Raw genomic sequence first — 26006 nt, 5'->3', positions numbered from 1 at the left:
CTGGCACGCCTGGAGGGGTCAGCCGATCAGGCGCTGCAGGCGCGCCACCGCTTCCTGCAACTGCGCCATGGAGTTGGCCGTGGAAAAGCGCACGAAGCGTTGGGTGTCGGCCGTGCCGAAGTCGCGCCCCGGCGTGATGGCCAGGTGGGCACGGCGCATCAGCTCGTAGGCGAAGTCCCAGCTGCCGGCGACGCCCAGGCGCTCGGCGGCCTGCGTGCAGTCGGCCCAGGCGTAGAAGGCGCCATCGGGCTGCACCGGCACCGTGAGGCCCAGTGCATCGAGTGCGGGGATGAAGTAGTCTCGCCGCGCCTTGAACTCTGCGCGGCGGCGTTCGTACTCGGCGATGCTGTCCGGCTCGAAGCAGGCCAGCGCCGCATGTTGCGACACCGTGCTGGCGCAGATGAACAGGTTCTGCGCCAGACGCTCCACCACGGGCACCATGGCTTCGGGCACCACCATCCAGCCCAGGCGCCAGCCGGTCATGTTGAAGTACTTGCTGAAGCTGTTGATGCTGATGATGTCCTCGCCCAGCGCCAGCGCCGTCTGGCCGAAGGCGTCGTCATAGGACAGGCCGAGGTAGATCTCGTCGATGATCGTGAGCCCACCCTTGCCGCGCACCACATCGTGGATGCGGCGCAGTTCGTCCGGCGCAATCGAGGTGCCCGTGGGGTTGGAGGGCGATGCCAGCAGCACGCCGCGTGTCTTGGTACCCCATGCGGCCTCGACCTTGGGGGCGCTGAGCTGGAAGCGCTCCTCGGCCGTGGTGGGGATCAGCACCGCTTTGCCTTCCGCCGCGCTCACGAAGTGGCGGTTGCAGGGGTAGCTGGGGTCGGGCATCAGGACCTCGTCGCCCGCGTCGATCAGCGCCAGGCAGGCCAGCTGCAGCGCGGCCGATGCGCCGGCCGTGACCACGATGCGCCGCGCCGGCACATCCACGCCAAAGCGCTCGGCATACCAGCCGCTGATGCGCTCGCGCAGCGCCTCCAGGCCCAGGGCGTTGGTGTACTGCGTGGCCCCGCTGCGCACCGCGCGGTCGGCCGCCTCCACCACCAGCGGGGGCGCGGTGAAGTCGGGCTCGCCGATGTTCAGGAAGATCATCGGCTCGCGGGTGCCGGCGACCTCGCGCGCCAGGGCCTGGGCGGCCTTGGCCACTTCCATCACGTAAAAGGGTTCGATGCGCTCGGCGCGGGTGGAAAACTTCATGGCGGTGCAGCATGCAGGCACCCGCCGGCTGAGGCCAGTGGCGGGTGCGCTGAGGGAACGAACAATGCGAAGCGGCGCAAGAGGGCGGGGCCTTTAGCCGCGGGCGGCGGCCTTGTCGGCCGCGACCTCGGTGGCGCGCAATTGCGGCGCCAGGCCGTTGAGCACGCCGTTGACGTACTTGTGGCCGTCGGTGCCGCCGAACTCCTTGGCCAGCTCGATGCATTCGTTGATGACCACGCGCCAGGGCACGTCCTGGCAGTGCTGGAATTCGTATACGCCGATCCACATCACCGCATGCTCGATGGGCGAGATCTCGCTCATCTTGCGGTCCAGCTGGGGCGCGATCAGCTCGTCCATGTACTGGGCGGTGGTGATGCAGCCGTGCAGGAGCGCGTCGTAGTGCGCCGCGTCGGCCTTGTGAAAGCCCGACAGGTCGCGCGTGAACACGTCGATGGCGGTGGCGTCGTTGCCTCCCACCAGGTGCTGGTAGAGCGCCTGCAGGGCGAATTCGCGCGCGCGGCTGCGGCCCGACTTGGAGCCGGCCTTGCGCGCGCCGGTGCCGGTGGTGCCGGTGCGCGGCTGGCGCGGCGGCCGGGCGGAAGGCGTGGGGTTGGCGGAATCGGTCACGACAGCTCCTCCAGCAGGTTGGCCATTTCCACGGCCACGCGGGCCGCGTCCACGCCCTTTTCTGTCTGGCGGGCGAGGGCCTGTTCCAGGTTCTCGGTGGTGATGATGGCGTTGGCGATCGGTACCTGGTAGTCCAGGGCCAGGCGGGTCACGCCCGCACCGGATTCGTTGGCCACCAGCTCGAAGTGGTAGGTCTCGCCGCGGATGATGCAGCCCAGCGCGATCAGCGCATCGTACTCGTCGCGCTCGGCCAGGGCCTGCAGCGCCACGGGCACTTCCAGCGCGCCGGGCACCAGCACGTGGCGGATGTGCTTTTCCTGCACGCCCAGGCGCAGCAGCTCTGCACGGCAGGCCGCGGCGAGGGTGTTGGTGATGTTCTCGTTGAAGCGGGCCTGCACGATGCCGATGTGCAGCTTCTTGCCATCGAGCTTGTCCGCGGTTCCTTTGTCTGCGCCAAACATGTCTTATTCCTTGGGGATGTAGCCGGTGATTTCGAGTCCATAGCCCACCATGCTGGGCATGCGGCGCGGCTGGCCCATGAGCTGCATCTTGGCCACGCCCACCTCGCGCAGGATCTGCGCGCCCACGCCGTAGGTGCGCAGGTCCATGCGACCGCGCTCGGGCGCCTGGGCGGCGCGGGCCGTGCCTTCGAACTGCTCCAGCAGTTGCTCGGCACTCTCGCCGCAGTTCAGCAGCACGGCCACGCCCTGGCCGTGGTGGTGGATGTATTGCAGGCTGGCGTCCAGGCTCCACGAGTGCATGCTGCGGCCCACTTCCAGCAGGTCCAGCACCGACAAGGGCTCATGCACGCGCACGGGCACGCTCTCTGCGGCGTCCCACTGGCCCTTGACCAGGGCCAGGTGCACGGCCTGGCTCGGCTCGTCGCGGAAGGCGTGCATGGTGAACTCGCCGAACGCCGTGGTGATCTGGCGCGAAGCCACCTTGTGCACCAGCGACTCGGTGCGGCTGCGGTATTCGATCAGGTCGGCGATCGTGCCGATCTTGATGCCGTGCTCGGCCGCAAACAGCTGCAGGTCGGGCAGGCGGGCCATGGTGCCGTCGTCCTTCATCACCTCGCAGATCACGGCGGAGGGGCTGCAGCCGGCCATGGCGGCCAGGTCGCAGCCGGCCTCGGTGTGGCCGGCGCGCATGAGCACGCCGCCATCCACCGCCTGCAGCGGGAAGATGTGGCCGGGCTGCACCAGGTCGGCAGCCTGGGCGTTGGCGGCCACGGCGGCCTGCACAGTGCGCGCGCGGTCGGCGGCGCTGATGCCGGTGGTAACGCCCTCGGCCGCCTCGATGGAGACGGTGAAGGCGGTGCCCATCTTGGTGCCGTTGCGCGCCACCATGGGCGGCAGGCGCAGGCGCTCGCAGCGTTCGCGCGTGAGGGTCAGGCAGATCAGGCCGCGGCCGAAGCGCGCCATGAAGTTGATGGCCTCGGGCGTGACATGGTCCGCGGCGATCACGAGGTCGCCTTCGTTCTCGCGGTCTTCTTCATCGACGAGGATCACGATGCGGCCGGCGCGCAACTCGGCCACGATGTCCTGGACGGGCGAGATGGGCGCGGGCGTGAGGGGGGTGGTCATGCAGGGCTTTCGGATGGGCCATGCGGGCCGGGGCGGTGTGCGTTCCCCGGCGGGCGGGCAACGGGCGTGCCCCCAAAGAACGGCGATGCGGCCCCTGCCGCACGGAGGAGGGACGCGCGGTCCCGAAGCGGCCAATTCTAGTCGCGCCGCCGGGCCGTTGTCCGCGCGCCGCCGCGGTAAGTCTGCCGCAGGTGGGGGCAAGCGGGCCGCAGGTTGCGCTGCCTCAACCGTACCGGTGCGCGGAGCGCGGCACAGGGGCTCAGATGGCGGGGGCCTCCAGCTTCACGTCGCTCACGGGATAGGCCACGCAGGGCAGAACGCAGCCCTCGGCCTTTTCTTCTGCCGTCAGGCCCGGCCAGTCGATGGCGTAGCGCACCTCGCCCTCCGCCAGCACGCCGATGCAGGTGCGGCAGGTGCCGTTGCGGCAGGAGCTAGGCCAGTCGATACCGCCTTGCTCCAGCGACAGCAGCAGCGGCTGCTCGGGCCAGGCATCGCACTGGGTGCCGTCGTCGCCCACGCGGGCCGTGAAGAAGGGGGCTACGGGGGAGTTCATGCGAAGTTCTAAGCAAAAAGTGGCTCCAGCGCTTGTGGAGTGAGCGCTGGTAGCTATAAAAAGAAGAGTGAAAACGTTGGGTCAGCTGCGCTGCTGCGTCTGGATCATCTTCATGGCCGAGCTGACGAGTGCGGATACCTCGGTCATGTTGCTGGGCACGATGAGCGTGGTGGTGGCGTCCGCGGCCACCTTGCCATACGCCTCCACGGCCTTTTCGGCGACCTTGAGCTGCACGGCCTGCTCGCCGCCCGGCTGGCGGATGGCGGCGGCAATGCGCTCGATGGCCTGGGCGGTGGCGTCGGCCACGGCGGTGATGGCGGCGGCCTCGCCCTGGGCGTTGTTGATGGCGGCTTGCTTTTCACCCTCGGAGCGAGCGATGAAGGCCTCACGCTCGCCGGTGGCGATGTTGATCTGTTCCTGGCGGCGGCCTTCCGAAGCGGCAATCAGCGCGCGCTTTTCACGCTCGGCGGTGATCTGGGCCTGCATGGCGCGCAGGATCTCGGCGGGCGGCGTCAGGTCCTTGATCTCGTAGCGCAGCACTTTCACGCCCCAGTTCAGCGCCGCCTCGTCGATGGCCTGCACCACCTGGGCGTTGATCATGTCGCGCTCTTCGAACGTCTTGTCCAGCTCCAGCTTGCCGATCACGCTGCGCAGCGTGGTCTGGGCCAGCTGCGAGATGGCGGTGATGTAGTTGGACGAACCGTAGCTGGCGCGCATGGGGTCGGTCACCTGGAAGTACAGGATGCCGTCCACCTGCAGCTGGGTGTTGTCCTTGGTGATGCAGACCTGGCTGGGCACGTCCAGGGGGATTTCCTTCAGGCTGTGCTTGTAGGCGATGCGGTCGACGAAGGGGATGATGAACTTCGGCCCCGGCGTGAGCGTGCCGGCGTACTTGCCCAGGCGCTCCTTCACCCAGGCATGCTGCTGCGGCACGATCTTGACGGCGCGCGCGATGAAGATCACCGCGATGACGAAGAGGATGATGGCGATTTCCATGAGGTTTTTTCTTTCTGTGCCGCGTGCGGCGGTGAAGGGCAGGGCGGATGGTAGCGAGGCCGCCCTCGGTTCCGGATGACTACAGCGGATCCACCAGCAGGCGGTTGCCCACCAGTTCGGCCACGCGGTGCGGGCCAGTGGCGGGCGTGATGCCCGGGCGGTGGATGGCGGTCCAGCTCGCGCCGCGGTACTTCACGACGGCCGTGCCGTCGGGCTGCCAGGCGTCGATGAGCACCGTCTCGCCCACGTCCAGGTTCACGCTGCGGTCGGCCCGCGCGGACGGCTCGCCCGGCCGGCTGCGGCGCTTGACGTAGGCCCCCAACACGGTGCCGGCCCCGACCAGTGCGCTCACCAGGATCTGCGCCGTGTTGCCCAGGCCCGCGTGGGCCGCGAGTGCGCCGGCCGCCAGGCCCACGGCCAGCATCAGCAGGTAAAAGGTGCCGGTGAGCAGCTCGGCCACCACGGCCGCCCCGGCCATGAGCCACCAGAGCGTGGATGCGTCCAGATTCATGTGTTTTCTCCTTCCCTCTCTGTCGGGTGCGCGCTGGCGGGCGGCGCGGTGTTGTTTCCAGGTCGATGGATTCTGGGCGAAATGCTGCGGTGTTCATAGGGATAGCACGCATATTCCTTACACTGCGCGCCTCTTTCGTTTTTTTGGCCCGGTCATCGGAGGCAGCGCATGAAATTTCGCTTTCCCATCGTCATCATCGACGAGGACTATCGTTCAGAGAACACCTCCGGCCTGGGGATTCGGGCGCTGGCGCAGGCCATCGAGGCGGAAGGGTTCGAGGTCCTGGGCGTGACCAGCTACGGCGACCTGTCGCAGTTCGCCCAGCAGCAAAGCCGCGCCAGCGCGTTCATCTTGTCGATCGACGACGAGGAATTCACGCTGGGCACGGGCCAGGATCCCATCGTGCACAGCCTGCGCACCTTCATCGAAGAGGTGCGCCGCAAGAACGCCGACGTGCCGATCTACGTGCACGGCGAGACCAAGACCGCGCGCCACCTGCCCAACGACATCCTGCGCGAGCTGCACGGCTTCATCCACATGTTCGAGGACACGCCCGAGTTCGTGGCCAAGCACATCATCCGCGAAGCCAAGAGCTACCTGGAGGGCGTGCAGCCGCCATTTTTCAAGGCGCTGCTGGACTACGCGGAAGACGGCTCCTACAGCTGGCACTGCCCGGGCCATTCGGGCGGCGTGGCGTTCCTCAAGAGCCCCGTGGGCCAGATGTACCACCAGTTCTATGGTGAGAACATGCTGCGCGCGGACGTCTGTAATGCCGTGGAAGAACTGGGCCAGCTGCTGGACCACAACGGCGCCATCGGCGAGAGCGAGCGCAACGCCGCGCGCATCTTCAACGCCGACCACTGCTTCTTCGTGACCAACGGCACGTCCACCTCCAACAAGATGGTGTGGCACCACACCGTGGCACCGGGCGACGTGGTGGTGGTGGACCGCAACTGCCACAAGTCCATCCTGCACAGCATCATCATGACCGGGGCGATCCCCGTGTTCCTGAAACCCACGCGCAACCACTTCGGCATCATCGGGCCCATTCCGCAAAGCGAATTCGAGCCCGCGACCATCCAGGCGAAGATCAAGGCCAACCCGCTGCTCAAGGGCGTGGACGCCAAGAAGGTCAAGCCGCGCGTGCTGACCCTCACGCAGTCGACCTACGACGGCGTGCTCTACAACACCGAGACCATCAAGGGCATGCTCGACGGCTACGTCGAGAACCTGCACTTCGACGAGGCCTGGCTGCCGCACGCGGCCTTCCACCCGTTCTACGGCAGCTACCACGCCATGGGCAAAAAACGCGCGCGGCCCAAGCAGTCGGTGGTGTACGCCACGCAGTCCATCCATAAGCTGCTGGCCGGTATCAGCCAGGCATCGCACGTGCTGGTGCAGGACAGCCAGACCACTAAGCTGGACCGCCACCTGTTCAACGAGGCGTACCTGATGCACACCTCGACCAGCCCGCAGTACAGCATCATCGCCAGCTGTGACGTGGCCGCGGCCATGATGGAGCCGCCCGGCGGCACCGCCCTGGTGGAGGAAAGCCTGGTCGAAGCCCTGGACTTTCGCCGCGCCATGCGCAAGGTGGAGGACGAGTTCGGCAAGGACGACTGGTGGTTCAAGGTCTGGGGCCCCGACAAGCTCGCCGACGAGGGCGTGGGCCGTGCAGACGACTGGATCATCCGCGGCGACGCCAAGGGCAAGAAGAACGGCCCGAGCAAGTGGCATGGCTTCGGCGCGCTGGCCGACGGCTTCAACATGCTGGACCCGATCAAGTCCACTATCGTCACGCCCGGCCTGAACCTGGACGGCAAGTTCGACAAGACCGGCATTCCGGCCAGCATCGTCACGAAATACCTGTCCGAGCACGGCGTGGTGGTGGAGAAGACGGGCCTGTACTCGTTTTTCATCATGTTCACCATCGGCATCACCAAGGGCCGCTGGAATACGCTGCTGGCCGCGCTGCAGCAGTTCAAGGACGACTACGAGAAGAACCAGCCCATGTGGCGGATCCTTCCCGAGTTCTGCCAGCAGCACAAGCGCTACGAGCGCATGGGCCTGAAGGATCTCTGCCAGCATGTGCACCAGCTGTACGCCAAGTACGACATCGCCCGCCTGACGACCGAGATGTACCTCTCGGACCTCACGCCGGCCATGAAGCCCAGCGACGCCTATGCCCACATCGCGCAGCGCAAGACCGAGCGCGTGGAGATCGACCACCTGGAAGGCCGTATCACCACCAGCCTGATCACGCCGTACCCGCCGGGCATTCCGCTGCTGATTCCCGGCGAGGTGTTCAACAAGAAGATCGTGGACTACCTCAAGTTCTCGCGCGAGTTCTCCAAGCTCTGCCCGGGCTTCGAGACCGACATCCACGGCCTTGTGGAGATCGAGGACGACAACGGCAACGTGCGTTATTACGCCGACTGCGTGGCGCAGGGCACGGGCGGCAGCCGCAAGCCCCGCGCCAACGACCCTGAGTCGCTGGTGCAGGTGGGCAGCGACGGCCCGTTTGGCCGCACTATCTGAAGTGCCGGCAGCTCCTCTCGCAAGAGGGGCGGGCTGAAAAGGGGCGGACGACCGCCCCTTTTGCTTCTGTTTTAGTAGCTGGCAGCGCTTGCTGGGCGTGCACTAGGGCCTCATTTACCTCTGTTTCTTGCTGGGGCGGGCTCCAGATTGGCCTGCCCGCCGGCAGCGGCTGCGTTGGCCGCAGAGGGCGCGTCGGCGCGCACTCGCCAGAAGCGCGCAAACCGCGGCAAGCCGCTTGCATGGGTGCCGTTGAAGCGGTAGGTCACCACGGTGCCCACCGGCGGTGGATTGCGCCGCACCGCATCCGGCAGGCCGCTGCCCAAGCGCAGGCGCCGGCCGTCGGGCAGCGCCACCAGCAGCGCGCCGGTCTGGCCCGCGTATTTGCCGCGTCCGGGCACGTGCCCTACCACCACGGCCTCCGCATCCTCGAAGGTCTTGAGCTTGAGCAGATCGTCGCTGCGCCCGCCACGGTAGGGCGCGTCGTCCCGGCGCAGCATCAGTCCCTCGGCGCCAGCCTTCTCCAGCCGGTGCAGCTGCCCCACCAGTTCCGTGTGGCTGGACACCCGCCACTGCGCGGCAGGCTGGACCCACGGCTGGCCCAGATGGGCCACGGTGCGGCGCAGCAGGGGCAGGCGCTCGCCGAAACCGCCCGGCGCGCGCGGCAGGTCGAACACCATGTACCGCAGCGCGCGCCACCGGGCATCGTCGGGCGTGGCCTGCGCCACGGCCGCCTGCGCGGCGGCAAACTGGCCGCGGCCGGCCCACAGTTCGCCATCCATCGGTACCGGCGGCCAGCCGGCGGTGAACCACGCTGGCGCCCGGATGGGCAGGCCCTGCCGGCTGATCAGTTGTTCACCGGTCCAGAGGGCGCGTACACCGTCGTATTTTTCGCTCACCCAATAGTCCGCGACCGCCACGCCCGGGTGGTAATGCTGCGCCAGCGTGGGCGAGGGCGCCGCCGGGTCCGCGGAGGAGGGCGACTCCAGGGCAGCAGCCGGCTGCGCGTTTGATGCTCCTACACAAGCAGCTACGGCTAGTAGCCAGGCCCAGCGTCGGAGGGCCAACAGTGCGAAGTGCGTTGCAGGGAGCATGGCAGGGTCCGGGCTCAGGGACTCTGGATTGTCGGTGCTGGAAGCAATATGCAAAAAATATAGCGGTCAGCGCTTGCTGGATGCTCGCTAGAGGTCGAAGGGGTCTTTACGTCGGCTTTGCGGTGCGGCGGGTGGATGGCAGAGAAGCCGCAACGCATGGTTCAAAGCTCCCGAGAGCGCCGGACTTCCCATGCATTCCGCCAAAGCAAAAGCCCCTGACTCTTGCGAATCAGGGGCTTTCATTGTGGTGCCGGAGACATGAATCGAACACGCGACCTTCTCATTACGAATGAGCTGCTCTACCGACTGAGCTACACCGGCGAAGACTCACATTATATACCGGAGTGGTAACTTGTCACGCGATCGACCTCATTCTTTGAGCCCAGGATCACGCTCACGCGTTCGTGCAACTGGGCGGGCTGGATGTCCAGGAGGCGCTGGCGGCCGTTGGTGGCGGCGCCGCCGGCCTGCTCAACCAGCCAGCCCATGGGATTCGCCTCATACATCAGGCGCAGCTTGCCGGGCTTGTTTGGCTCGCGCTTGTCCCAGGGGTACATGAAGATGCCGCCGCGCATCAGGATGCGGTGCACGTCGGCGACCATGCTGGCGATCCAGCGCATGTTGAAGTCCTTGCCGCGCGGGCCTTCCTTGCCCTGCAGGCATTCGTCGATGTAGCGGCGCACAGGCGCATCCCAGTGGCGCATATTGCTCATGTTGATCGCGAATTCCTTGGTGTCCTCGGGAATACGAATGTTCTCGCGCGTGAGCACGAAGGAGCCCTGTTCGCGGTCCAGCGTGAACATGGCCACGCCGTCGCCCACGGTGAGTACCAGCGTGGTCTGCGGACCATAGATGCAGTAGCCCGCGGCGACCTGCTGGTGGCCGGGTTGCAAGAAGTCGGCTTCGGTGACGGGTTCGTCGGTGGTGGGATCGTCATGGTGCTTGTGCAGCACCGAGAAAATGGTGCCAATGCTCACGTTGACGTCGATGTTGGACGAACCGTCCAGGGGGTCGAACATCAGCAGGTACTCGCCCTGGGGAAAGCGGTTGGGCACCACATAGATCCCATCCATTTCCTCAGACGCCATCGCAGCCAGATGCCCGCCCCATTCGTTGGCTTCGATCAACACCTCGTTCGCAATGATGTCCAGCTTCTTCTGCACCTCACCCTGAACGTTCTCGGTTCCGGCGGTGCCCATCACGTCGCCGAGATCGCCCTTGTTCACGGCGAAGCTGATGCGCTTGCAGGCGCGCGCAACCACCTCCACCAGCAGGCGCAGCTGCGGGGGGATGCGGCCATGGACGCGCTGCTGCTCGACAAGGTAGCGGGTGAGGCTGATACGTTCGGTCATGGAGGCCTTTCTTAATCGGCAAGGGCGCGGGTGACGACTTCGCGCACGTCGTTGGAGAGGTCGGACTTGGCGGCCACGCGGGAGATGGCTTCGTGGGCGGCCGTGCGGTAAGGCTCGGCCAGCTTCTTCCAGCGGTCCAGCGCACGCGCCAGGCGGGCGGCCACCTGGGGGTTGAGACTGTCCAGCTCCAGCACGCGGTCGGCCCAGAAGACGTAGCCGGCGGCGTCGGTGCGGTGAAAGCCCCCGGGGTTGCCGTTGCAGTAACTGAAGATCACGCTGCGCGCGCGGTTGGGGTTCTTGATGTGGAAGTCCGGGTGCTTCATGAGCTGGCGCACGGCCGGCAGCACCTGGCCGCCGCGGTCGGGCGCGCCCGCCTGCAGCGCGAACCACTTGTCCAGCACCAAGGCGTCGTCCTTGAACAGCGCATGAAAGCGCGCCAGCGCGGGCGCTGCCAACTCGTGGCCGCTGCCGACCAGCGCCGCCAGCGCGTTGAAGCGGTCGGTCATGTTGCCAGCGTCCTTGAAGCGCTGGTAGGTCTTGCCGGGCCACACGACGTCGCCGCTGGAACGCGCGGCCAGGCACAGCATGCCCAGGGCCAGGCCGGCCAGGGCGCGGCGGCCCGCCGACACGGCATCCGGGCGGTAGCCGCCCGTGGCGTGGTGCTCCTCCCAGGCCCAGACCCAGTCGTCACGCAGCGCCAGGGCCAGCTGCTCGCGCAGCGCCTCGCGCACGGCATGCACGCGCTGCGGGTCCACCGTGTCCAGCTGCTCGGCGATGTAGCCTTCGGACGGCAGGGTCAGCACCAGTTCCTTGAAGGCTGCGTCCAGCGCGGGATGACGCAGTACGTCGCGCATGGCCTGCACCAGCGGCTGGGGCAGGAGGTTCTGGCCGGTTTGGCCGTTTACGCCCGCCAGCAAAGCGCCATCAGCTATCGCATTGATAGCGATGCGCAGCATCAGGCGCTGGCCGGCTTCCCAGCGGTTGAAGGCATCGCTGTCGTGCGCCAGCAGGGTGAGCAGCTCGGCGTCGCTGTATTCGCAGTCCAGGACCACCGGTGCGCTGAAGGAGCGCAGCAGCGAGGGCACGGGCGGCACGTCCACCCCCGTGAAGGTGAGCGTCATCTCGCCCTCGGTCAGCACCACGGTGCGCTCCGGAGCGCCCGCCGCGGCTTCGCCGTCCAGCTGCAGTGCCAGGGCGCGGCCGTCGGTGCCCACCAGGCCCAGCGTCACGGGGATCACAAAGGGCAGCTTGTCGGGCTGGCCCGGCGTGGCGGGGCAGCTTTGGGACAGCGTGAGCGTGTAGCGGCGTGCGTCGGCGTCGTACTGGCCAACGGCCTTCACGCGCGGCGTGCCTGCCTGGGAGTACCAGCGTTTGAATTGCTCCAGATGCTGGGCCAGCGGGCTGCCGGGGTTGGCGTCGGCCATGGCCTGGGCGAAGTCGTCGCAGGTCACGGCCTGGCCGTCGTGGCGCTCGAAGTACAGCTTCAGCCCCTTGGCAAAGCCGTCGCGCCCGACCAGGTTGTGCTGCATGCGCACGACCTCGGAGCCCTTCTCGTAGATCGTGACGGTGTAGAAGTTGTTGATCTCGACATAGCTGTCGGGCCGCACGGGGTGCGCCATGGGGCCCGCATCCTCGGGGAACTGCACGGTGCGCAGCACGCGCACGTCCTCGATGCGCTTGACGGCGCGCGCGGACGGGCTGCCCGCCATGTCCATGCTGAATTCCTGGTCGCGAAAGACGGTGAGGCCTTCCTTGAGCGACAGCTGGAACCAGTCGCGGCAGGTGACGCGGTTGCCTGTCCAGTTGTGGAAGTACTCGTGGCCCACTACGGACTCGATGTTGGCGAAGTCCACGTCCGTCGCCGTGGCCTGGCTGGCCAGAACGTACTTCGTGTTGAAGATGTTCAGGCCCTTGTTTTCCATGGCGCCCATGTTGAAGTCGCTGGTGGCGACGATCATGAAGCGGTCCAGGTCCAGGCTCAGGCCGAAGCGCGCCTCGTCCCACGCGATGCTGGCCATGAGGGAGTTCATGGCGTGCTCGGTCTTCTCCAGGTCGCCCGGGCGCACGTACACCTGCAGCAGATGCTCGCGCCCCGCGCGGCTCTTGATCTTCTGCTCGCGCGCGACCAGCTTGCCGGCCACCAGGGCGAACAGGTAGCTGGGCTTCTTGTGCGGGTCCACCCACTTGGCGAAGTGGCGGCCGTCTTCCAGCTCGCCGCTGTCCACCAGGTTGCCGTTGGACAGCAGCACGGGGTAGTCGGCCTTGCTGGCGCGCAGCAGCACGCTGTAGCTGGCCATGACGTCGGGGCGGTCCAGGAAGTAGGTGATGCGCCGAAAGCCCTCGGCCTCGCACTGCGTGAAGAAGGTGCCCTGGCTCACGTACAGGCCCGACAGCTGGGTGTTCTTGGCGGGCGCGCAGGTGGTGAAAATCTCCAGCTCGAAGGGCTGGGTGCCCTCCGGCAGGTTTTCCAGCACCAGCTGGCCGCCGTCCAGCTTGAACGAGGTGCCGGCGCCGTTGACCATCACGCGCGCCAGGTTCAGCTCGTCGCCATCCAGGCGCAGCGGCTGCGCGGGCACGTCGGCATTGCGGCGCACGCGCAGGCGGCTCAGCACGCGGGTCTTGGCCGGGTCCAGGTCAAAGGTGAGATCCACCGTGTCGATCCAGTACGCGGGGGCCGCGTAGTCGGCACGGTGGATGGCGATGGCTTGTCCTTCTCTCATCATGGCGATGGGCTTTCCAATCTGTGCGGGCGCGTTTGCACGCCCTGTTTAGACACCCTGCTTGAGCGAGGCTTCGATGAACACGTCCAGGTCGCCGTCCAGCACCTTCTGCGTGGCGGAGACTTCGACGTTGGTGCGCAGGTCCTTGATGCGGCTGTTGTCCAGCACGTAGCTGCGGATCTGGTGGCCCCAGCCCACGTCGGTCTTGGTGTCTTCCAGCTTCTGCTGCTCTTCCATGCGCTTGCGCATTTCGAAGTCATACAGGCGCGAGCGCAGGCGCTGCCAGGCCACGTCGCGGTTGCTGTGCTGGCTGCGGCCATCCTGGCACTGCACCACGATCCCCGTGGGAATGTGTGTCAGACGGACGGCCGAATCGGTCTTGTTGATGTGCTGGCCGCCCGCGCCCGAGGCACGGTAGGTGTCGGTGCGCACGTCGGATGGGTTGATGTTGATCTCGATGGAGTCATCGATCTCGGGGTAGACGAACAGCGAGGCGAACGATGTGTGGCGCCCGCCCGACGAGTCGAACGGCGACTTGCGCACCAGGCGGTGCACGCCGGTCTCGGTGCGCAGCAGGCCGTAGGCGTACTCGCCCTCGATCTTGATCGTGGCGCTCTTGATGCCGGCCACGTCGCCCGGGGTTTCTTCTTCCACCGTGGCCTTGAAGCCCTTGCGCTCGGCGTACTTCAGGTACTGGCGCAGCAGCATGCTGGCCCAGTCGCAGGCCTCGGTGCCGCCGGCGCCGGCCTGGATGTCCACGAAGCAGTTCAGCGGGTCGGCCTCATTGCTGAACATGCGGCGGAATTCCAGCTCCTCGATGAGCGGGCGCAGCTTCTCGGCCTCGGCTTCGATGGTCGTCAGGCCGGCCTCGTCGCCTTCTTCCTTGCTCATTTCGTAGAGCTCGGCGTTGTCGGCCAGCTCGGTGGTGAGCTTTTGCAGCGTCAGCACCACGGCGTCGAGCGACTTCTTTTCCTTGCCGAGCTCCTGGGCCTTCTTGGGGTCGTTCCAGACAGCCGGGTCTTCTAGCGATGCGTTGACGGTGCGCAGGCGTTCGAACTTGGCATCGTAGTCAAAGATACCTCCGTAGCTCTTGGGTCCGCTCGGTCAGGTCTTCGAGGGTGGTGCCGATGAGGTTGATGCGTTCTGCTTCCATGGTGCGGGTGTCCTGGTGGTGTCTTGTGAATAACGCGCGATTTTCTCATGGCGGGCTGATGCCCCCGCTAACGCACCCTGCAGCGCCGGGAACCGACCGGGGTTATATGTGGTTGCTATATTTACGATAGCTACCTGCGCTTGATGGGTGGGTGCTAGAGGCTGTTTTTGCCTGATGCCCGCGGGGCTTACAGGAACTGCTCGCGCAGTTCCGCCGCACTCTTGGCCGACAGCAGGGCGGGCGCCACGTCCAGCACGGTCTTGCAACCGAACTGACCCGCCGCGTGCATGCGGTGCACAGCGCGTGCATAGGCCACCAGCACGCTGGCGGTGAACTCGGGGTTGCTGTCCAGCTGCAGTCGGTATTCGATGACCTGCTTGCTGGGCGCCGAGGTGTTGCCGCTGCGGATCACGAACCCGCCGTGTGGCATGGCGCCATGGTCGCGCGCCAGTTCCTCGGCGCTGATGAACTGCACCGTGGTGTCGTACTGGTCAAAGTAGTGCGGCATGCCGACGATGGCCCGGCGCACCGCGTCAGCGTCGGCACCGTCCTGCAGCACCACGAAGCACTCGCGCCGGTGCTTCTCGCGCGTGGACAGCTCAGGCCGCACGCCGCTGCGCACCTTGTCCACTGCCTCGGGCACGGGGATGGTGTACTGCACGCCACCCGCCACGCCGGGCATGCGGCGCACCGCGTCGGAGTGGCCCTGGCTCAGGCCCTTGCCCCAAAAAGTGTAGGTGGCCCCGTCGGGCAGCAGGACCTCGCCCATCACGCGGTTGATGGAGAACAGGCCCGGGTCCCAGCCGGCCGAGATCAGTGCGGTGGTCTGGCCGGCCTGGGCCGCGGCGTCCACGGCGGCGAAATGCCCGGGGATGCGCGCATGGGTGTCGAAGCTGTCCACCAGATTGAAATGCGCGGCCAGCTCGGGGCTTTGCCAGGGCAGGTCGTCCTTGGACCCGCCGCACAGCACCAGCACATCGATAGCGCCCTTGTGGCGCAACAGGCTGTCCATGCCGTGCACCGGAACGCTTGCGCCCAGCGGCTGGAGCTGCGCGGGGTCGCGGCGCGTGAAGATGCCGGCGATCGCCATGTCGGGGTTCTTGGCGATTGCGGCCTCGACGCCGCGCCCCAGATTGCCGTAGCCGACGATGCCGATGCGGGTGGCGGGAGGGTGGGCGTCGCGGTTCTGGTCCATGCGGTGGGGCTACCTTTCGAGGGTTGACAACAAAGCGGCAAAGCGCGGTTGCCCGATTGTCGGCCACGGGCGGCAGCGCCTGCCACGACACCGCGCTGCGCGGCGGGGATATCTGCGGTGGGGCCGCCGCGTGGGCAGCGGCCGCGTCCGTTGCACGGCGCACAGGGGAGCGTGCGCAGCGCGAGCGCCGCGTGCGCAAGGCGTCGACTCAGGCTGCGGGCGCCGGCCCGGCCACGAACGCCTCGATCAGCGCCGCCACGGCCTGCGGCTGGTCGTGGTGCAGCATGTGGCCTGCGTCCTCGACGACGGCATGCCGCACGTCGCGCACCTGGGTCAGGCGCTGGTGGTATTCCTGCAGCGTGTAGCGGCCCTTCCACCACTGGCCCAGGCTGTCGTCGCTGGCATGCACCGAGAGCACCGGCGCAGTGATGGCCTGGTACAGCGCCAGCACCTCGTCCACCCGGTACAGCTGCGGGTTCACGATCTTGTGCGCCGCATCGCCCTGGATGTGCCAGCGGCCCTGGGCATCTTGCGCCGCCCAATGGCGGGCGAGCCATGCGGCCTTGTCCGAGGGCAGGCGCGGGTTGGTTTTCATCAGCCGCAGGGCCACGCCGTCGGCGCTGTCGTAGTGCTTCAGGGCCAGGTCGCCGCGCTCGAATTGGCGGATCTCGTCCATCCACTGCGCCAGCCGCTGGGGGGCCTGCGCCGGCTGGGTGGCGGGCAGGCCGAAGCCCTCCAGGTTCACCAGGCGGCGGATGCGCGATGGCCGCGCGCCGGCATACAGCATGGCCACGTTGCCGCCCATGCTGTGGCCCACCAGGTCCACCGGCTGCTCGCCGGCATAGTGGTCCAGCAACTGGTCCAGGTCGGCCAGGTAGTCCACGAAGTGGTAGCCGTCGCTCGGTGCGGGAGTGCGCGTGTGGCCGAAGCCGCGCCAGTCCGGCGCGATGATCTGGCGGCCCGCGGCAAAGGCGGCGCTGAACGCGTCCACCACGAACTGGTAGGACGCGCCCACGTCCATCCAGCCATGCAGCAGCACGAGGGGCGGCGCATCGGCGGGGCGCTCGCCCCAGACCCGCACGTGGTAGTGCAGCGTGCGAACGGGAACGGTCTCGGTGCGGCAAGGGCGTTGGGCTTGGTACATGGGTGGATTATTTCGCGGTGAACCGTCCGCGGCGCGTCGTGGCGGCGACAACGCGGCGGAGTGGGTGCGGCCTGCGCGATGTGACGCGAATCCGTAAACTCGGGCGCAACTGTCTTTCGGAGCCTGCATGCATACCCTTCCCCTTGGCCACAGCGACCTGCACGTCACGCCGATCTGCCTGGGCACCATGACCTTTGGCGAACAAGTGGCGGAGCCGGCGGCGCACGCCATCCTCGACCGCGCGCTGGAGCGCGGCGTGAACTTCATCGACACGGCCGAGATGTATGCCGTGCCCGCGCGCGAGGCCACCTGTGGCGCCACCGAATCCATCATCGGCCGCTGGTTCGCCAGCCGCCCGGGCACGCGCGGCGAGGTGGTGCTGGCCACCAAGGTGGCGGGCCCGTCGCGCGGCATGCCGTGGATCCGCAAGGGCCAGGGCATGACGGCGGCGGACATCGTCGCCTCGTGTGAGGGCAGCCTGCGCCGGCTGCAGACCGACGTGATCGACCTGTACCAGATCCACTGGCCCGAGCGGCACGTGCCCGCGTTCGGCACGCTGTACTACGACCCTTCCAAGGAAGCCAGCACCACGCCCATCCACGACCAGTTGGAGGCACTGGCCGGCCTGGTGCGTGCGGGCAAGGTGCGCTATGTCGGCCTGTCCAATGAGACGCCCTACGGCGTGCACGAGTTCGTGCGCCTGGCGGAGCAGCACGGGCTGCCGCGCGTGGCGTCGGTCCAGAACCCGTACTGCCTGCTCAACCGCAGCTGGGAAAACGCCATGGACGAGACGTGCCACCGTCTGGGCGTGTCGCTGCTTGCGTATTCGCCGCTGGCGTTCGGCCTGCTCACCGGCAAGTTCGACCAGTACGCGCCCACCGACGCGGGTGCGCCGCAACAGGCGCGCATCGCGCGCTATGAGTCGGTGCGCAAGCAGCGCTGGGGCCGTCCCGAGGCGCTGGCTGCGGCGCGCCGCTACAACCAACTGGCGCGTGACCACGGCCTGTCGCCCACGCAGATGGCGCTGGCCTTCTGCTACCACCAATGGCGCGTGAGCAGCACCATCATCGGCGTGACATCCCTTGCGCAACTGGACGAAGACCTGGATGCGTGGGACACGCGCCTGTCGCCCGAACTGCTGGCCGCCATCGATGCGGTGCGCTGGGAGATGCGCGATCCGGCGCAATGAGTTTTAGATCGAATCGGCCTGTAACGCTTGACTGGTAAGCGCGGGCAGCTATTGTTTTTGAGTTTATGGCCAAGAAGGACAAGACCGCCCACGTGAGCGAAACCCCTGCCACGCAACTGCTGCGCGCGCACAAGGTCGCCTTCACGGAGCACCCGTACGACTACGTGGAGCATGGCGGCACCGAGGAGTCGGCGCGCCAGCTGGGATTGGACGAACACGTGGTGGTCAAGACGCTGGTGATGCAGGACCAGGACGCCAAGCCGTTGATCGTGCTCATGCACGGCGACTGCAAGGTGTCCACCAAGAACCTTGCGCGCCAGATCGGCGCCAAGAGCGTGGAGCCCTGCAAGCCCGAGGTGGCCAACCGCCACAGCGGCTACCTGGTGGGCGGCACTTCGCCGTTCGGCACGCGCAAGCAGATGCCGGTGTTCATCGAGGAGAGCATCCTGCAGTTGCCGCGCATCGCCATCAACGGCGGGCGCCGCGGCTTTCTGGTGCAGTTGGACCCGCAGGTCTGCGTGCAGCTGCTGGGTGCGCGGCCGGTGCAGTGCGCGCTGGCAGAATAGGGCGGTTTTGCTTTTGTCATTCACCTTCCCTGAGCGCCCCTTGTCGTGAGCACTGTCCTTCTGCCCCTTGCCGCTGCCGTGGCCGCCTACCTGCTGGGCTCCCTGTCGTTTGCCGTCATCGTCAGCCGCGTGATGGGGCTGTCCGACCCGCGCACCTACGGCAGCAAGAACCCCGGCGCCACCAACGTGCTGCGCTCGGGCTCCAAGGCGGCGGCTGCCGTCACGCTGCTGTTCGATGCGCTCAAGGGCTGGCTGCCCGTGGTGCTGGTGCGCTGGTTCGGCGCGCCCTACGGTCTGGAGGAGGGCACCATGGCGCTGGTCGGCCTGGCGGCGTTCCTCGGCCACCTGTGGCCGGTGTTCTTCCGCTTTGAAGGCGGCAAGGGCGTGGCCACGGCGCTGGGAGTGCTCATAGGCATCAGCGGCTGGCTGGGCCTGGCCACGCTGCTCACCTGGGTGATCATTGCGTTCTTCTTCCGCTACTCGTCGCTGGCCTCGCTGGTGGCCGCGGTGTTCGCGCCGTTCTTCTACGTGCTGGGCGGTGGCGTGGCCTGGTACACCGATGCGCGCGTGGGCATGGCCATCGCCGTGATGTCGGGCCTGCTGGCCTGGCGCCACAAGGAAAACATCCAGCGCCTGCTGCAGGGCAAGGAATCGCGCCTGGGCTCCAAGAAGAAAGCCTAAAAGCCGGATACGCGCCTGGCCGTAACCGGCAGGCGGCACGCAGTGCCGTGTGTTTCCTGATGCTGCAGGCCCGGCTTTTCAGCGGGACAGGGTCTGTGTGCGCTGGGCCGCATAAAGCCCCAGGCGCACCATGGTGCGGTTGTGCAGTTCCACCGTCACCGCCGACCGCGCCAGCGCCGACTGGATGCGCGGCTGTCCGCGCACCGTGTGGTAGAGCGCGGGCGAGGCCAGCGGCTCGCCCTTGGCATCCAGCACGCTGGCCACCAGCGGGAAGTTCGCCCGTTCGCTGCGGCGCAGCACGACAGCCGTCTCGCCATTGTCCAGGCGCACGAACGTGCCCGGCGGGCACAGGCCCACGGTGCGCACCAGCATGAGGCTGGCTTCGTCGCGCGCGTCGCTGTCCTGGCCCACGATGGCGCGCACCGAATCGGTGGCGCTGCGGCCGGCGCGGGACTTGCGCGGGCTGATCAACGCCGCGTAGCGGTCGATGGTGCTCAGGATGCGCGTGAGCCGCTCCCGTACGGGCAGGCTCGCCAGAGGGACGGCCGCGTCGGACGAGGGCGCATGGTGCGTCGCCACGATCTCCAGCCACAGATCGTTGGTGACCTGCAGATCTTGCAGCATGTCCAGTCCAAGCCGAGGGTGGCTGGCCACGACCTGCTGCTGCTCGGCCGTGAGCGGCTCGCGCTGCACGGCCAGCGCATCCTGCAGCGCCGTCATGCCGATGTTCATGGTGAACGCCGCGCGCACCAGGCTGTCGCGCTCCTGCGGCGGCAACTGCAACTCCTGCGCCAGGATGTGGCACAGCGTGCCGCACACCAGCGCATGCGATGCGCTGTAGCCCACGGTGGAGGTGGCGGCGAGCTGGAACATGAGGTACAGCGCGGCGTCGATGTCGTGCGCCACCAGGTCCTGAAGCCAGCGGTCGCACTGGCGCACCTTGGCCACGAAGTCGCGCGCCTGCCGTGGCCGCGCGAGCAGCGCCGACAGGGCGGACTCCAGGTCGGACCACTGGCCCAGCAGGTCTTCGTAGTCGCTGCCCGACGGATCGGTGCCACTGGGTTGGGGCTGTGCGGACATGGGGGCCTGAGGGCGACGCGCGTCAGCGGCGGCGTTGCAGCACCATCTCGTCGCCGCTGCGGTTCATGTGGAATTCGCGCAGGAAGCTGTTGCCCAGCAGCACATAGGGCATGGCCTCCGCGGTGACGATGGCGTCCACGCTGCGCAGTTCCACATCGCCCACCCGCACGGACTCCAGCCGCATGCGCCAGCCCTGCGCCGTGCCGTTGGCGGTGTTCATCATCACGGGCTGGCCCTGTTCGAACTTCAGGCCCATGCGCTGCGCTTCGGGCCGGCCGATGGCCACGGTGGTGGCGCCCGTGTCCACCATGTACTGCATCACGCGACCGTTGATGAAGCCGCTGTTGATGAAATGCCCACGCGCGTCGGCCTTGAGCACGATACGCTGGCCGGCCGCGCTGCCGCCAATGCTCACGGGCGACTCGCCCAGCTGGATCGCGCGCTGCGCGCCTGCGACCTCCAGCACCACGCCGTCGCGGCCCACCGACACCACGTGCACGCCCATGTGGGAGCCGCCCGGTGCCACGCTGCGCGGCGCGCTGCCGTCCACCACCAGCAGGGCCTTGCCGCCCAGGATGCCGGCCAGCGCCACGCTTTGCGCGTAGGCGGCGGGCAGGCCGGTGGCTGCCAGCAGGGCGGCGGCCAGGCGCAGGGTCAGGCGGTGCATGGGCGGCGGGCGGTCATCAGTCGCGGAAGTTGTCGAACGTCAGCGGCAGGTCGGCGATGTCCTTGCGGATCAGCGCCATGGCGGCCTGCAGGTCGTCGCGCTTGGCGCCGGTGACGCGCACCTTGTCCTCCTGGATGGCCGCCTGCAGCTTGAGCTTGCTGTCCTTGATCAGGCGCTGGATCTTCTTGGCCTGCTCGCTGTCAATGCCGTTCTTGACCTTCACCACCTGCTTGAGCTTGTCGCCGCCGATCTTCTGGGGCTTTTGCACGTCCAGGAAGCGCACGTCCACGTTGCGCTTGGTGAGCTTGTTGCGCAGGATGTCCTCGACCTGCTGCAGCTGGAAGTCGGCGTCGCCGAACAGCGTGATTTCCTTGTCTTTCAGCTCGACGGCGGCAGAGGTGCCCTTGAAGTCGAAGCGCGTGCCGATCTCCTTGGCGGTGTTCTCCACGGCGTTTTTCACTTCGACGAAGTTGGCTTCACAGACGGTATCAAAAGAAGGCATGGCATCACTCGCGGCTAACTCGGTACAAACCCGCGCCCGCCTGAGGGCGGGTGCGACAATCCGGTCGATGTTAGTCGAGAAAAATGTTCCCCTGCAGACTTACAACACCTTCGGCATCGCCGCACGTGCGCACACCCTGGTGCGCGTGCGCTCGGCCAAGGACGTGCATGACCTGCTGGGCGACCACCGCTTGGAGCGCCAGCCGGTGTTCGTGCTGGGGGGCGGCAGCAACATCGTGCTGACCGGCGACGTCAAGCCCCTCGTGCTGAAGATGGAGATCAAGGGCCTGCGCCTGCTGGAAGAGACCGACAAGGCCTGGATCGTGGAGGCCGGCGCGGGCGAGGTCTGGCACGAGGCCGTGGCCTGGACGCTGGCCCAGGGCTACCCCGGCCTGGAGAACCTGGCGCTGATTCCCGGCACCGTGGGCGCAGCGCCCGTGCAGAACATCGGCGCCTACGGCGTGGAACTGCAGGACCGCTTTCATTCCCTGGTGGCCATCGACCTGGCCACGGGCCGCCCCTTCACGCTGGACGCAGCCCAGTGCGCCTTCGGCTACCGCGACTCGGTGTTCAAGCATGCCGCGCCCCAGGCGCCCCACGAGGGTGGGGGGCTGCACCGCGGCATGGGGCTGGCCGGGCGCGCGGTCATCACGCATGTGCGCTTTCTGCTGCGCAAGGATTGGGCGCCTGAGCTGGGCTACCTGGACCTGGAGCGCAAGCGCCAGGAGGCGGGCGTGGAGCGGCCCACGGCGCAGCAGATCTTTGACTGGGTGTGCGAGATCCGCCGTGCCAAGCTGCCCGACCCGGCCGTGATCGGCAACGCCGGCAGCTTCTTCAAGAACCCCACGGTCACGCCCGAGCAGTGCCAGGACATCATCGCGCGCGACCCGAAGATCGTGCACTACCCCATGCCCGACGGCACCATCAAGCTGGCGGCGGGCTGGCTCATCGACGCCTGCGGTTGGAAGGGCAAGATGGTGGGCAAGGCCGGCGTGTACGACAAGCAGGCGCTGGTGCTGGTCAACCGCGGCACGCCCGACGACAGCGTGACCGGCGGCGAGGTGATGACGCTGGCGCGCGCCATCCAGACCAGCGTGTACGAGCGCTTCGGCATCCGGCTGGAGCCGGAGCCGGTGGTGGTCTAGCAGCCGGTAGCTGCTAACCTTTTGATAGCTGCTACCGCTTATCAGTAAAGGGCTACAGGCCAAAAATGCCTGGATTCGCATGGCCCACCGGCCGGCGAAGGGGCCTCAGTGCGCCGGCAGGGTCATGTAGCCCATCCAGGGCCAGTAGGTCAGCGCAAACACCACCAGCAGCGCGATGGCCACGGCGGTGAGCACCAGGCCCGTGCGCACATAGTCCTTGATGTCGAAGGTGTCGGTGCCGTAGGCCAGCATGCCCTGGGGCGAGTTCACCGGCAGGATGAAGCCGATGCTGACCACGAACTGCAGCAGCATGGTCATGCCGATGGGGTTGATGCCCGGCGTCTGCACCGCCTGCATCACGCTGATGATGATCGGAATCATGGTCGAGGCCAGGCCCGTGGCGCTGGCAAAGCCCAGGTGGATCACGATCAGGAACAGCGCCAGCAGCATGAAGATGGCGAATGCCGTGGCGTTGGCCAGGCCGAGGCTGTCCACGATCAGGCGTGCCAGCCAGGGCGCGGCCTCGGTCTTGAGCAGGGCTGCACCCATGGCGATGCCCACGGCGAACAGCAGCACCGTGCCCCAGGGGAAGCCCCTTTGCGACTCCTTCCAGCCCATCACGCCCAGGCGCGGCAGCAGCATCAGTGCGATGGCCACGATGGTGGAAGTGGTGGTGTCCACGTCGTGCAGCACACCCTCGGTCGCCCAGAAGCCCAGCAGCACCAGCGTGATGCCCAGCAGCTTCCACTGGTTGGCGGTCATGGGGCCCAGCTCGGCCAGTTGGCGATGGATGGCCTCGCGCCCGCCGGCGATGTGGTCCATCTCGGGCCTGAGCATGCGCGTCATGACGAAGTACAGCGCGATGGTCAGCACGACGGAGTACGGCGCCCCGGCCACGAACCACTGGCCCCAGGTAATCGTCTGGCCAAACTGCTTCTCGATGAAGCCGATGGCCACCATGTTCTGCGCGGCGGCGGTCTTGATGCCGATGTTCCACACGCTGGCGGTCTGCGCGGCGGTGATCACCACCAGCGCCGCGAACTTGCTGCGCCGCTGCGCCCCGAAGGCCGACAGGAAGCCCAGCATGATCGGCATCAGGCAGGCCACGCGCGCCGTGGCGCTGGGCACGATGAACGACAGCAGAAAGCCCACTAGGATCGCGCCCATCGCCACGTGGTTGGCGCGCGCGGGTACGTACGACAGCACCTGCAGCGCGATGCGTTTGTCCAGCTGCGTCGCCGTCATGGCCGCGGCGATGAAGCACGCCGCCGCCACCAGCACCACGGCGCTGTTGCTGAAGCCGCCTAGCGCGTAGGGCAGCGCGGCACGTGTGCCCATCATGGCCCCCGCCTCCTCCTTGCCTGGCACGGGGCTGATGGCCAGCAGGACGATCATCAGCGCGCCGATGACGACGGCGCTCACCGCATAGTCGAGAGCTTCCGTCATCCACAGGATCACCGCGAACGCGAGGATGGCCAGCATCATCTGCCCGGCCTGCGGCAGGCCCGGCAGCGCAGGCATGAAGGCAATGAGCAGCAGCACGGCGATGGCCACCCACAGGCCGGCACGTTGGGTGAGCGTGGAGCCGCCCGCGGGTGCGGGCGACGAGGGCAGCGCGGAGGCCGGGGATGACGTCATGGCAGCTTCCTTTCCTTGCAGTGCCCCAGCCTGGCCAGGGCTTGCGGTCATTGTGCGCCGCTGCCCCCATGCCTGGCGGGCAGGGCGGCCGCATCCGTCGCGCGTGCATGACCTGGGTCAAGGTTGCCGTCTGCGGCGCCAGTTCACGCCGGCGTGTAGCGCCCGGGCGGGGTGCGGAACGCTACATTGAGCCGGTTCCAGCCATTGATCGTGACGATGGCCATCGACAGCTCCACGATCTCCGCTTCGCTGAACTGCGCGCGCACCTCGTCGTACACGGCGTCGGACGCCTGCGACTGCTCCAGGCGCGTGAGGGCCTCGGTCCAGGCCAGTGCGGCACATTCGCGCGCATCGAACACGCCGCTCTCGCGCCAGGCGCTGAGCAGGTGCAGCCGCCGGTCGCTTTCGCCATGCTCGCGCGCCTCGCGGGCGTGCATGTCGATGCAGAACGCGCAGCCATTGATTTGCGAGGCGCGCATCTTCACCAGCTCGTGCAACTGGACGGGCAGTTGCCCCGCATCGACGTGTTTTTGCAGGCCGTACATGGCGGCATAGCTTGCGGCGTGGCGAGGGAGGTTGATGCGGGGGGCTGAGGACATGGAAGGCTCCTTGCAGGGGGGTGAGAAAAAAGGGGTGAACGCGGCGCCGCCGCGCAGACGGTGCCGGGCGAAGCGCGCAGGCCTACAGGCCGCGCAGCTTGTCGGGGTTGAGGACGGAATACACCGCGTGGATGTGTACGCCGTCGGTCTCGAAGGCCATGACGGCGCGCACGCCGCCCGCGTCGCGCAGCAGCAGCCCGGGGCCGCCGTTGACGTCCACCACCTCCATGGTCTGGTGGCTCAGATAGAGGCGCCACACCGACGCGGCCAGGCGTGCGATCGCACGCGGTCCGTGCAGCAGCTTGGCGGCCGCGCGCACCTTGCCGCCGCCGTCGGCGGTCCACTGCGCATCCTCGGCGAACAGTGCCAGCAGCGCCGCATGGTCCTGCGTGCGCATGGCCTGCACGAAGCGTTCCACCAGCGCACGCGACGCCTCGGGTGTGGCCGTGAAGCGCGCCCTGCGCTGGCGCACCTGGGTGCGCGCACGGTGCACCAGCTGGCGGCAGGCGGCCTCGCTCTTGCCCAGCACGCTCGCCACCTCGGGGTAGTCGCTGTCGAACACGTCGTGCAGCAGGAAGGCGGCGCGCTCGTCGGGCGTGAGGCGCTCCAGCACCACGAGCAGCGCCACGGACAGGTCGTTGGCCAGTTCGGCGCGTGCATCGGCGGCCGGGGCGCTGTCGCCGGCGATCCACGGTTCCGGCAGCCAGGGGCCGTCATAGGCCGTGCGTTCGATGCGCGCGGCGCGCAGCCGGTCCACGCACAGCCGGGTGACGGTGGTGATCAGCCAGGCCTCGGCCGTCTGCACGCGCTCCAGGGCCGTCGCCTGCCAACGCAGCCAGGCGTCCTGCAGCACGTCCTCGGCATCGGTGCGGCTGCCCAGCATGCGATAGGCCACGCCCGCCAGGCGTGGACGGTGCTGCTGAAAGGCGGCGAGGTGCTGGTCCATGGCGAGTGAGGTTGTCGCGTTCATGCCCCTAAGACGTGCGGCGCATGCATTGTGTGACGGGTGCCTTGAAAAAAATACGCGGCGCAACCCTGTGCGCGGGTGGGATGCGCAAATGTGCCTACAATCCCGCCCCGGCTCTGTTGCCACCATGGGTTCCCTCGCCCCCATCCAGGAACCTCCGCAACACCTGTAGTGCCGCACGCATCTGTGGGCTTGACGGCCTGCGTCGATGCAAATCCTCGGGGTGGCCCTGCCACCGCTGTGGTTTGCGCTTCGCGTCCCATCCCGATTCGCAGCGTGCTGATCCCTACAGGTATTGCAGAGG

General features: G+C 67.5%; 24 protein-coding genes and 1 tRNA gene. 5 read left to right on the top strand and 20 right to left on the bottom strand.

What is annotated here, in order from left to right; all coding sequences use genetic code 11:
• Window positions 1–18: 18 nt before the first annotated feature.
• The 7 genes from AC1PPL_RS11345 to AC1PPL_RS11315 all read right to left on the bottom strand — a co-directional run bounded on the left by AC1PPL_RS11345 (window position 19) and on the right by AC1PPL_RS11315 (window position 5476).
• Window positions 19–1203, bottom strand: coding sequence for a pyridoxal phosphate-dependent aminotransferase (locus tag AC1PPL_RS11345; protein WP_479973292.1), 1185 nt, complete (start codon window positions 1201–1203; stop codon window positions 19–21).
• A gap of 93 nt (window positions 1204–1296) precedes the next feature.
• Window positions 1297–1830: a transcription antitermination factor NusB gene (nusB, locus tag AC1PPL_RS11340; protein WP_015913682.1), complete on the bottom strand. Its 534-nt coding sequence runs from the start codon at window positions 1828–1830 to the stop codon at window positions 1297–1299.
• Complete coding sequence (gene ribH / locus AC1PPL_RS11335; RefSeq protein WP_047350450.1) at window positions 1827–2291, bottom strand: 6,7-dimethyl-8-ribityllumazine synthase; 465 nt, start codon at window positions 2289–2291, stop codon at window positions 1827–1829. The genes nusB and ribH overlap by 4 nt, the downstream gene beginning before the upstream one ends.
• A 3-nt stretch (window positions 2292–2294) precedes the next feature.
• The gene (ribBA, locus tag AC1PPL_RS11330; RefSeq protein ID WP_123675603.1) at window positions 2295–3416 is read right to left on the bottom strand and encodes a bifunctional 3,4-dihydroxy-2-butanone-4-phosphate synthase/GTP cyclohydrolase II; all 1122 of its coding nucleotides are present in this window, start codon (window positions 3414–3416) and stop codon (window positions 2295–2297) included.
• A gap of 259 nt (window positions 3417–3675) precedes the next feature.
• Window positions 3676–3969, bottom strand: coding sequence for a 2Fe-2S iron-sulfur cluster-binding protein (locus AC1PPL_RS11325; protein ID WP_011805921.1), 294 nt, complete (start codon window positions 3967–3969; stop codon window positions 3676–3678).
• An 81-nt stretch (window positions 3970–4050) separates the two neighbouring features.
• Window positions 4051–4965, bottom strand: a complete 915-nt coding sequence (locus AC1PPL_RS11320; RefSeq protein WP_011805920.1) for an SPFH domain-containing protein — start codon at window positions 4963–4965, stop codon at window positions 4051–4053.
• 79 nt (window positions 4966–5044) lie between these two features.
• A complete protein-coding gene (locus tag AC1PPL_RS11315) occupies window positions 5045–5476 on the bottom strand; it encodes an NfeD family protein (RefSeq protein ID WP_479973291.1) in 432 nt (143 codons plus the stop codon).
• Window positions 5477–5644: 168 nt separating this feature from the next.
• Here AC1PPL_RS11315 and AC1PPL_RS11310 point away from each other — a divergent pair, with 168 nt between their 5' ends.
• Window positions 5645–8014, top strand: coding sequence for an Orn/Lys/Arg family decarboxylase (locus AC1PPL_RS11310; protein WP_313562050.1), 2370 nt, complete (start codon window positions 5645–5647; stop codon window positions 8012–8014).
• Window positions 8015–8124: 110 nt separating this feature from the next.
• Here AC1PPL_RS11310 and AC1PPL_RS11305 read toward each other — a convergent pair whose 3' ends face one another.
• The 7 genes from AC1PPL_RS11305 to AC1PPL_RS11275 form a co-directional block, all read right to left on the bottom strand.
• Entirely contained in the window at window positions 8125–9105 is a 981-nt protein-coding gene (locus AC1PPL_RS11305) for a DNA ligase (RefSeq protein WP_479973290.1), read from the bottom strand.
• Between the two features lie 245 nt (window positions 9106–9350).
• A tRNA-Thr gene (locus AC1PPL_RS11300) sits at window positions 9351–9426 on the bottom strand.
• 11 nt (window positions 9427–9437) lie between these two features.
• A complete protein-coding gene (locus AC1PPL_RS11295) occupies window positions 9438–10457 on the bottom strand; it encodes a class 1 fructose-bisphosphatase (RefSeq protein ID WP_479973289.1) in 1020 nt (339 codons plus the stop codon).
• Window positions 10458–10468: 11 nt separating this feature from the next.
• Entirely contained in the window at window positions 10469–13177 is a 2709-nt protein-coding gene (gene pepN, locus AC1PPL_RS11290) for an aminopeptidase N (protein WP_479973305.1), read from the bottom strand.
• A gap of 48 nt (window positions 13178–13225) precedes the next feature.
• A protein-coding gene (gene prfB / locus AC1PPL_RS11285; RefSeq protein WP_011805914.1) for a peptide chain release factor 2 occupies window positions 13226–14330 on the bottom strand; the annotation gives its coding sequence in 2 pieces (ribosomal slippage) (window positions 13226–14248 and window positions 14250–14330; 1104 coding nt in all).
• 187 nt (window positions 14331–14517) lie between these two features.
• On the bottom strand, window positions 14518–15525 hold the full coding sequence (locus AC1PPL_RS11280; protein WP_479973288.1) for a diaminopimelate dehydrogenase: 1008 nt from the start codon (window positions 15523–15525) through the stop codon (window positions 14518–14520).
• A gap of 208 nt (window positions 15526–15733) precedes the next feature.
• Complete coding sequence (locus tag AC1PPL_RS11275; RefSeq protein ID WP_479973287.1) at window positions 15734–16669, bottom strand: alpha/beta fold hydrolase; 936 nt, start codon at window positions 16667–16669, stop codon at window positions 15734–15736.
• Window positions 16670–16796: 127 nt separating this feature from the next.
• Between AC1PPL_RS11275 and AC1PPL_RS11270 the strand changes: the two genes are divergently transcribed.
• The 3 genes from AC1PPL_RS11270 (at window position 16797) to plsY (ending at window position 19105) form a co-directional block, all read left to right on the top strand.
• Window positions 16797–17858 carry an aldo/keto reductase gene (locus tag AC1PPL_RS11270; protein WP_479973286.1) on the top strand — a complete coding sequence of 354 codons (1062 nt, stop codon included), beginning with the start codon at window positions 16797–16799 and terminating at the stop codon, window positions 17856–17858.
• A 65-nt stretch (window positions 17859–17923) separates the two neighbouring features.
• Window positions 17924–18424, top strand: a complete 501-nt coding sequence (ybaK, locus tag AC1PPL_RS11265) for a Cys-tRNA(Pro) deacylase (protein ID WP_047350456.1) — start codon at window positions 17924–17926, stop codon at window positions 18422–18424.
• 45 nt (window positions 18425–18469) lie between these two features.
• The gene (gene plsY, locus AC1PPL_RS11260; RefSeq protein ID WP_312131141.1) at window positions 18470–19105 is read left to right on the top strand and encodes a glycerol-3-phosphate 1-O-acyltransferase PlsY; all 636 of its coding nucleotides are present in this window, start codon (window positions 18470–18472) and stop codon (window positions 19103–19105) included.
• Between the two features lie 78 nt (window positions 19106–19183).
• Here plsY and AC1PPL_RS11255 read toward each other — a convergent pair whose 3' ends face one another.
• From AC1PPL_RS11255 to AC1PPL_RS11245, 3 genes are read right to left on the bottom strand one after another with little or no spacing between them, the layout of a single operon-like run.
• Window positions 19184–20185, bottom strand: coding sequence for an HD-GYP domain-containing protein (locus AC1PPL_RS11255; protein ID WP_479973285.1), 1002 nt, complete (start codon window positions 20183–20185; stop codon window positions 19184–19186).
• Window positions 20186–20207: 22 nt separating this feature from the next.
• Window positions 20208–20852 carry a retropepsin-like aspartic protease family protein gene (locus AC1PPL_RS11250; protein WP_479973284.1) on the bottom strand — a complete coding sequence of 215 codons (645 nt, stop codon included), beginning with the start codon at window positions 20850–20852 and terminating at the stop codon, window positions 20208–20210.
• Between the two features lie 16 nt (window positions 20853–20868).
• Window positions 20869–21354 (bottom strand): YajQ family cyclic di-GMP-binding protein, encoded by a 486-nt coding sequence (locus tag AC1PPL_RS11245; protein WP_015913669.1) that lies wholly within the window; start codon window positions 21352–21354, stop codon window positions 20869–20871.
• A gap of 67 nt (window positions 21355–21421) precedes the next feature.
• On the opposite strand from AC1PPL_RS11245, the gene murB reads away from it, so the two are divergent.
• Window positions 21422–22498 carry a UDP-N-acetylmuramate dehydrogenase gene (gene murB, locus AC1PPL_RS11240; RefSeq protein ID WP_287924197.1) on the top strand — a complete coding sequence of 359 codons (1077 nt, stop codon included), beginning with the start codon at window positions 21422–21424 and terminating at the stop codon, window positions 22496–22498.
• 105 nt (window positions 22499–22603) lie between these two features.
• Here murB and AC1PPL_RS11235 read toward each other — a convergent pair whose 3' ends face one another.
• The 3 genes from AC1PPL_RS11235 to AC1PPL_RS11225 all read right to left on the bottom strand — a co-directional run bounded on the left by AC1PPL_RS11235 (window position 22604) and on the right by AC1PPL_RS11225 (window position 25681).
• Window positions 22604–24136 carry a DASS family sodium-coupled anion symporter gene (locus AC1PPL_RS11235; RefSeq protein WP_479973283.1) on the bottom strand — a complete coding sequence of 511 codons (1533 nt, stop codon included), beginning with the start codon at window positions 24134–24136 and terminating at the stop codon, window positions 22604–22606.
• A 143-nt stretch (window positions 24137–24279) separates the two neighbouring features.
• Window positions 24280–24735: a carboxymuconolactone decarboxylase family protein gene (locus AC1PPL_RS11230; RefSeq protein WP_015913666.1), complete on the bottom strand. Its 456-nt coding sequence runs from the start codon at window positions 24733–24735 to the stop codon at window positions 24280–24282.
• Window positions 24736–24817: 82 nt separating this feature from the next.
• Window positions 24818–25681: an RNA polymerase sigma-70 factor gene (locus AC1PPL_RS11225; protein ID WP_479973282.1), complete on the bottom strand. Its 864-nt coding sequence runs from the start codon at window positions 25679–25681 to the stop codon at window positions 24818–24820.
• Between the last annotated feature and the right edge of the window lie 325 nt (window positions 25682–26006).

It is taken from the genome of Diaphorobacter sp. B2A2W2 (assembly GCF_056730635.1).
This window is presented reverse-complemented; position numbering and strand designations above follow the sequence as displayed.

Excerpts from the sequence above, each read along its gene's own strand:
- AC1PPL_RS11325 (WP_011805921.1), bottom strand. The coding sequence starts at position 3,969 with ATGAACTCCCCCGTAGCCCCCTTCTTCACGGCCCGCGTGGGCGACGAC.
- AC1PPL_RS11250 (WP_479973284.1), bottom strand. The coding sequence starts at position 20,852 with ATGCACCGCCTGACCCTGCGCCTGGCCGCCGCCCTGCTGGCAGCCACC.
- AC1PPL_RS11280 (WP_479973288.1), bottom strand. The coding sequence starts at position 15,525 with ATGGACCAGAACCGCGACGCCCACCCTCCCGCCACCCGCATCGGCATC.
- AC1PPL_RS11345 (WP_479973292.1), bottom strand. The coding sequence starts at position 1,203 with ATGAAGTTTTCCACCCGCGCCGAGCGCATCGAACCCTTTTACGTGATG.
- AC1PPL_RS11275 (WP_479973287.1), bottom strand. The coding sequence starts at position 16,669 with ATGTACCAAGCCCAACGCCCTTGCCGCACCGAGACCGTTCCCGTTCGC.
- ybaK (WP_047350456.1), top strand. The coding sequence starts at position 17,924 with ATGGCCAAGAAGGACAAGACCGCCCACGTGAGCGAAACCCCTGCCACG.
- AC1PPL_RS11225 (WP_479973282.1), bottom strand. The coding sequence starts at position 25,681 with ATGGACCAGCACCTCGCCGCCTTTCAGCAGCACCGTCCACGCCTGGCG.
- ribH (WP_047350450.1), bottom strand. The coding sequence starts at position 2,291 with ATGTTTGGCGCAGACAAAGGAACCGCGGACAAGCTCGATGGCAAGAAG.
- pepN (WP_479973305.1), bottom strand. The coding sequence starts at position 13,177 with ATGAGAGAAGGACAAGCCATCGCCATCCACCGTGCCGACTACGCGGCC.
- AC1PPL_RS11270 (WP_479973286.1), top strand. The coding sequence starts at position 16,797 with ATGCATACCCTTCCCCTTGGCCACAGCGACCTGCACGTCACGCCGATC.
- AC1PPL_RS11295 (WP_479973289.1), bottom strand. The coding sequence starts at position 10,457 with ATGACCGAACGTATCAGCCTCACCCGCTACCTTGTCGAGCAGCAGCGC.
- ribBA (WP_123675603.1), bottom strand. The coding sequence starts at position 3,416 with ATGACCACCCCCCTCACGCCCGCGCCCATCTCGCCCGTCCAGGACATC.
- AC1PPL_RS11305 (WP_479973290.1), bottom strand. The coding sequence starts at position 9,105 with ATGCTCCCTGCAACGCACTTCGCACTGTTGGCCCTCCGACGCTGGGCC.
- AC1PPL_RS11230 (WP_015913666.1), bottom strand. The coding sequence starts at position 24,735 with ATGTCCTCAGCCCCCCGCATCAACCTCCCTCGCCACGCCGCAAGCTAT.
- murB (WP_287924197.1), top strand. The coding sequence starts at position 21,422 with ATGTTAGTCGAGAAAAATGTTCCCCTGCAGACTTACAACACCTTCGGC.
- AC1PPL_RS11235 (WP_479973283.1), bottom strand. The coding sequence starts at position 24,136 with ATGACGTCATCCCCGGCCTCCGCGCTGCCCTCGTCGCCCGCACCCGCG.
- AC1PPL_RS11310 (WP_313562050.1), top strand. The coding sequence starts at position 5,645 with ATGAAATTTCGCTTTCCCATCGTCATCATCGACGAGGACTATCGTTCA.
- AC1PPL_RS11245 (WP_015913669.1), bottom strand. The coding sequence starts at position 21,354 with ATGCCTTCTTTTGATACCGTCTGTGAAGCCAACTTCGTCGAAGTGAAA.
- AC1PPL_RS11320 (WP_011805920.1), bottom strand. The coding sequence starts at position 4,965 with ATGGAAATCGCCATCATCCTCTTCGTCATCGCGGTGATCTTCATCGCG.
- AC1PPL_RS11315 (WP_479973291.1), bottom strand. The coding sequence starts at position 5,476 with ATGAATCTGGACGCATCCACGCTCTGGTGGCTCATGGCCGGGGCGGCC.
- AC1PPL_RS11255 (WP_479973285.1), bottom strand. The coding sequence starts at position 20,185 with ATGTCCGCACAGCCCCAACCCAGTGGCACCGATCCGTCGGGCAGCGAC.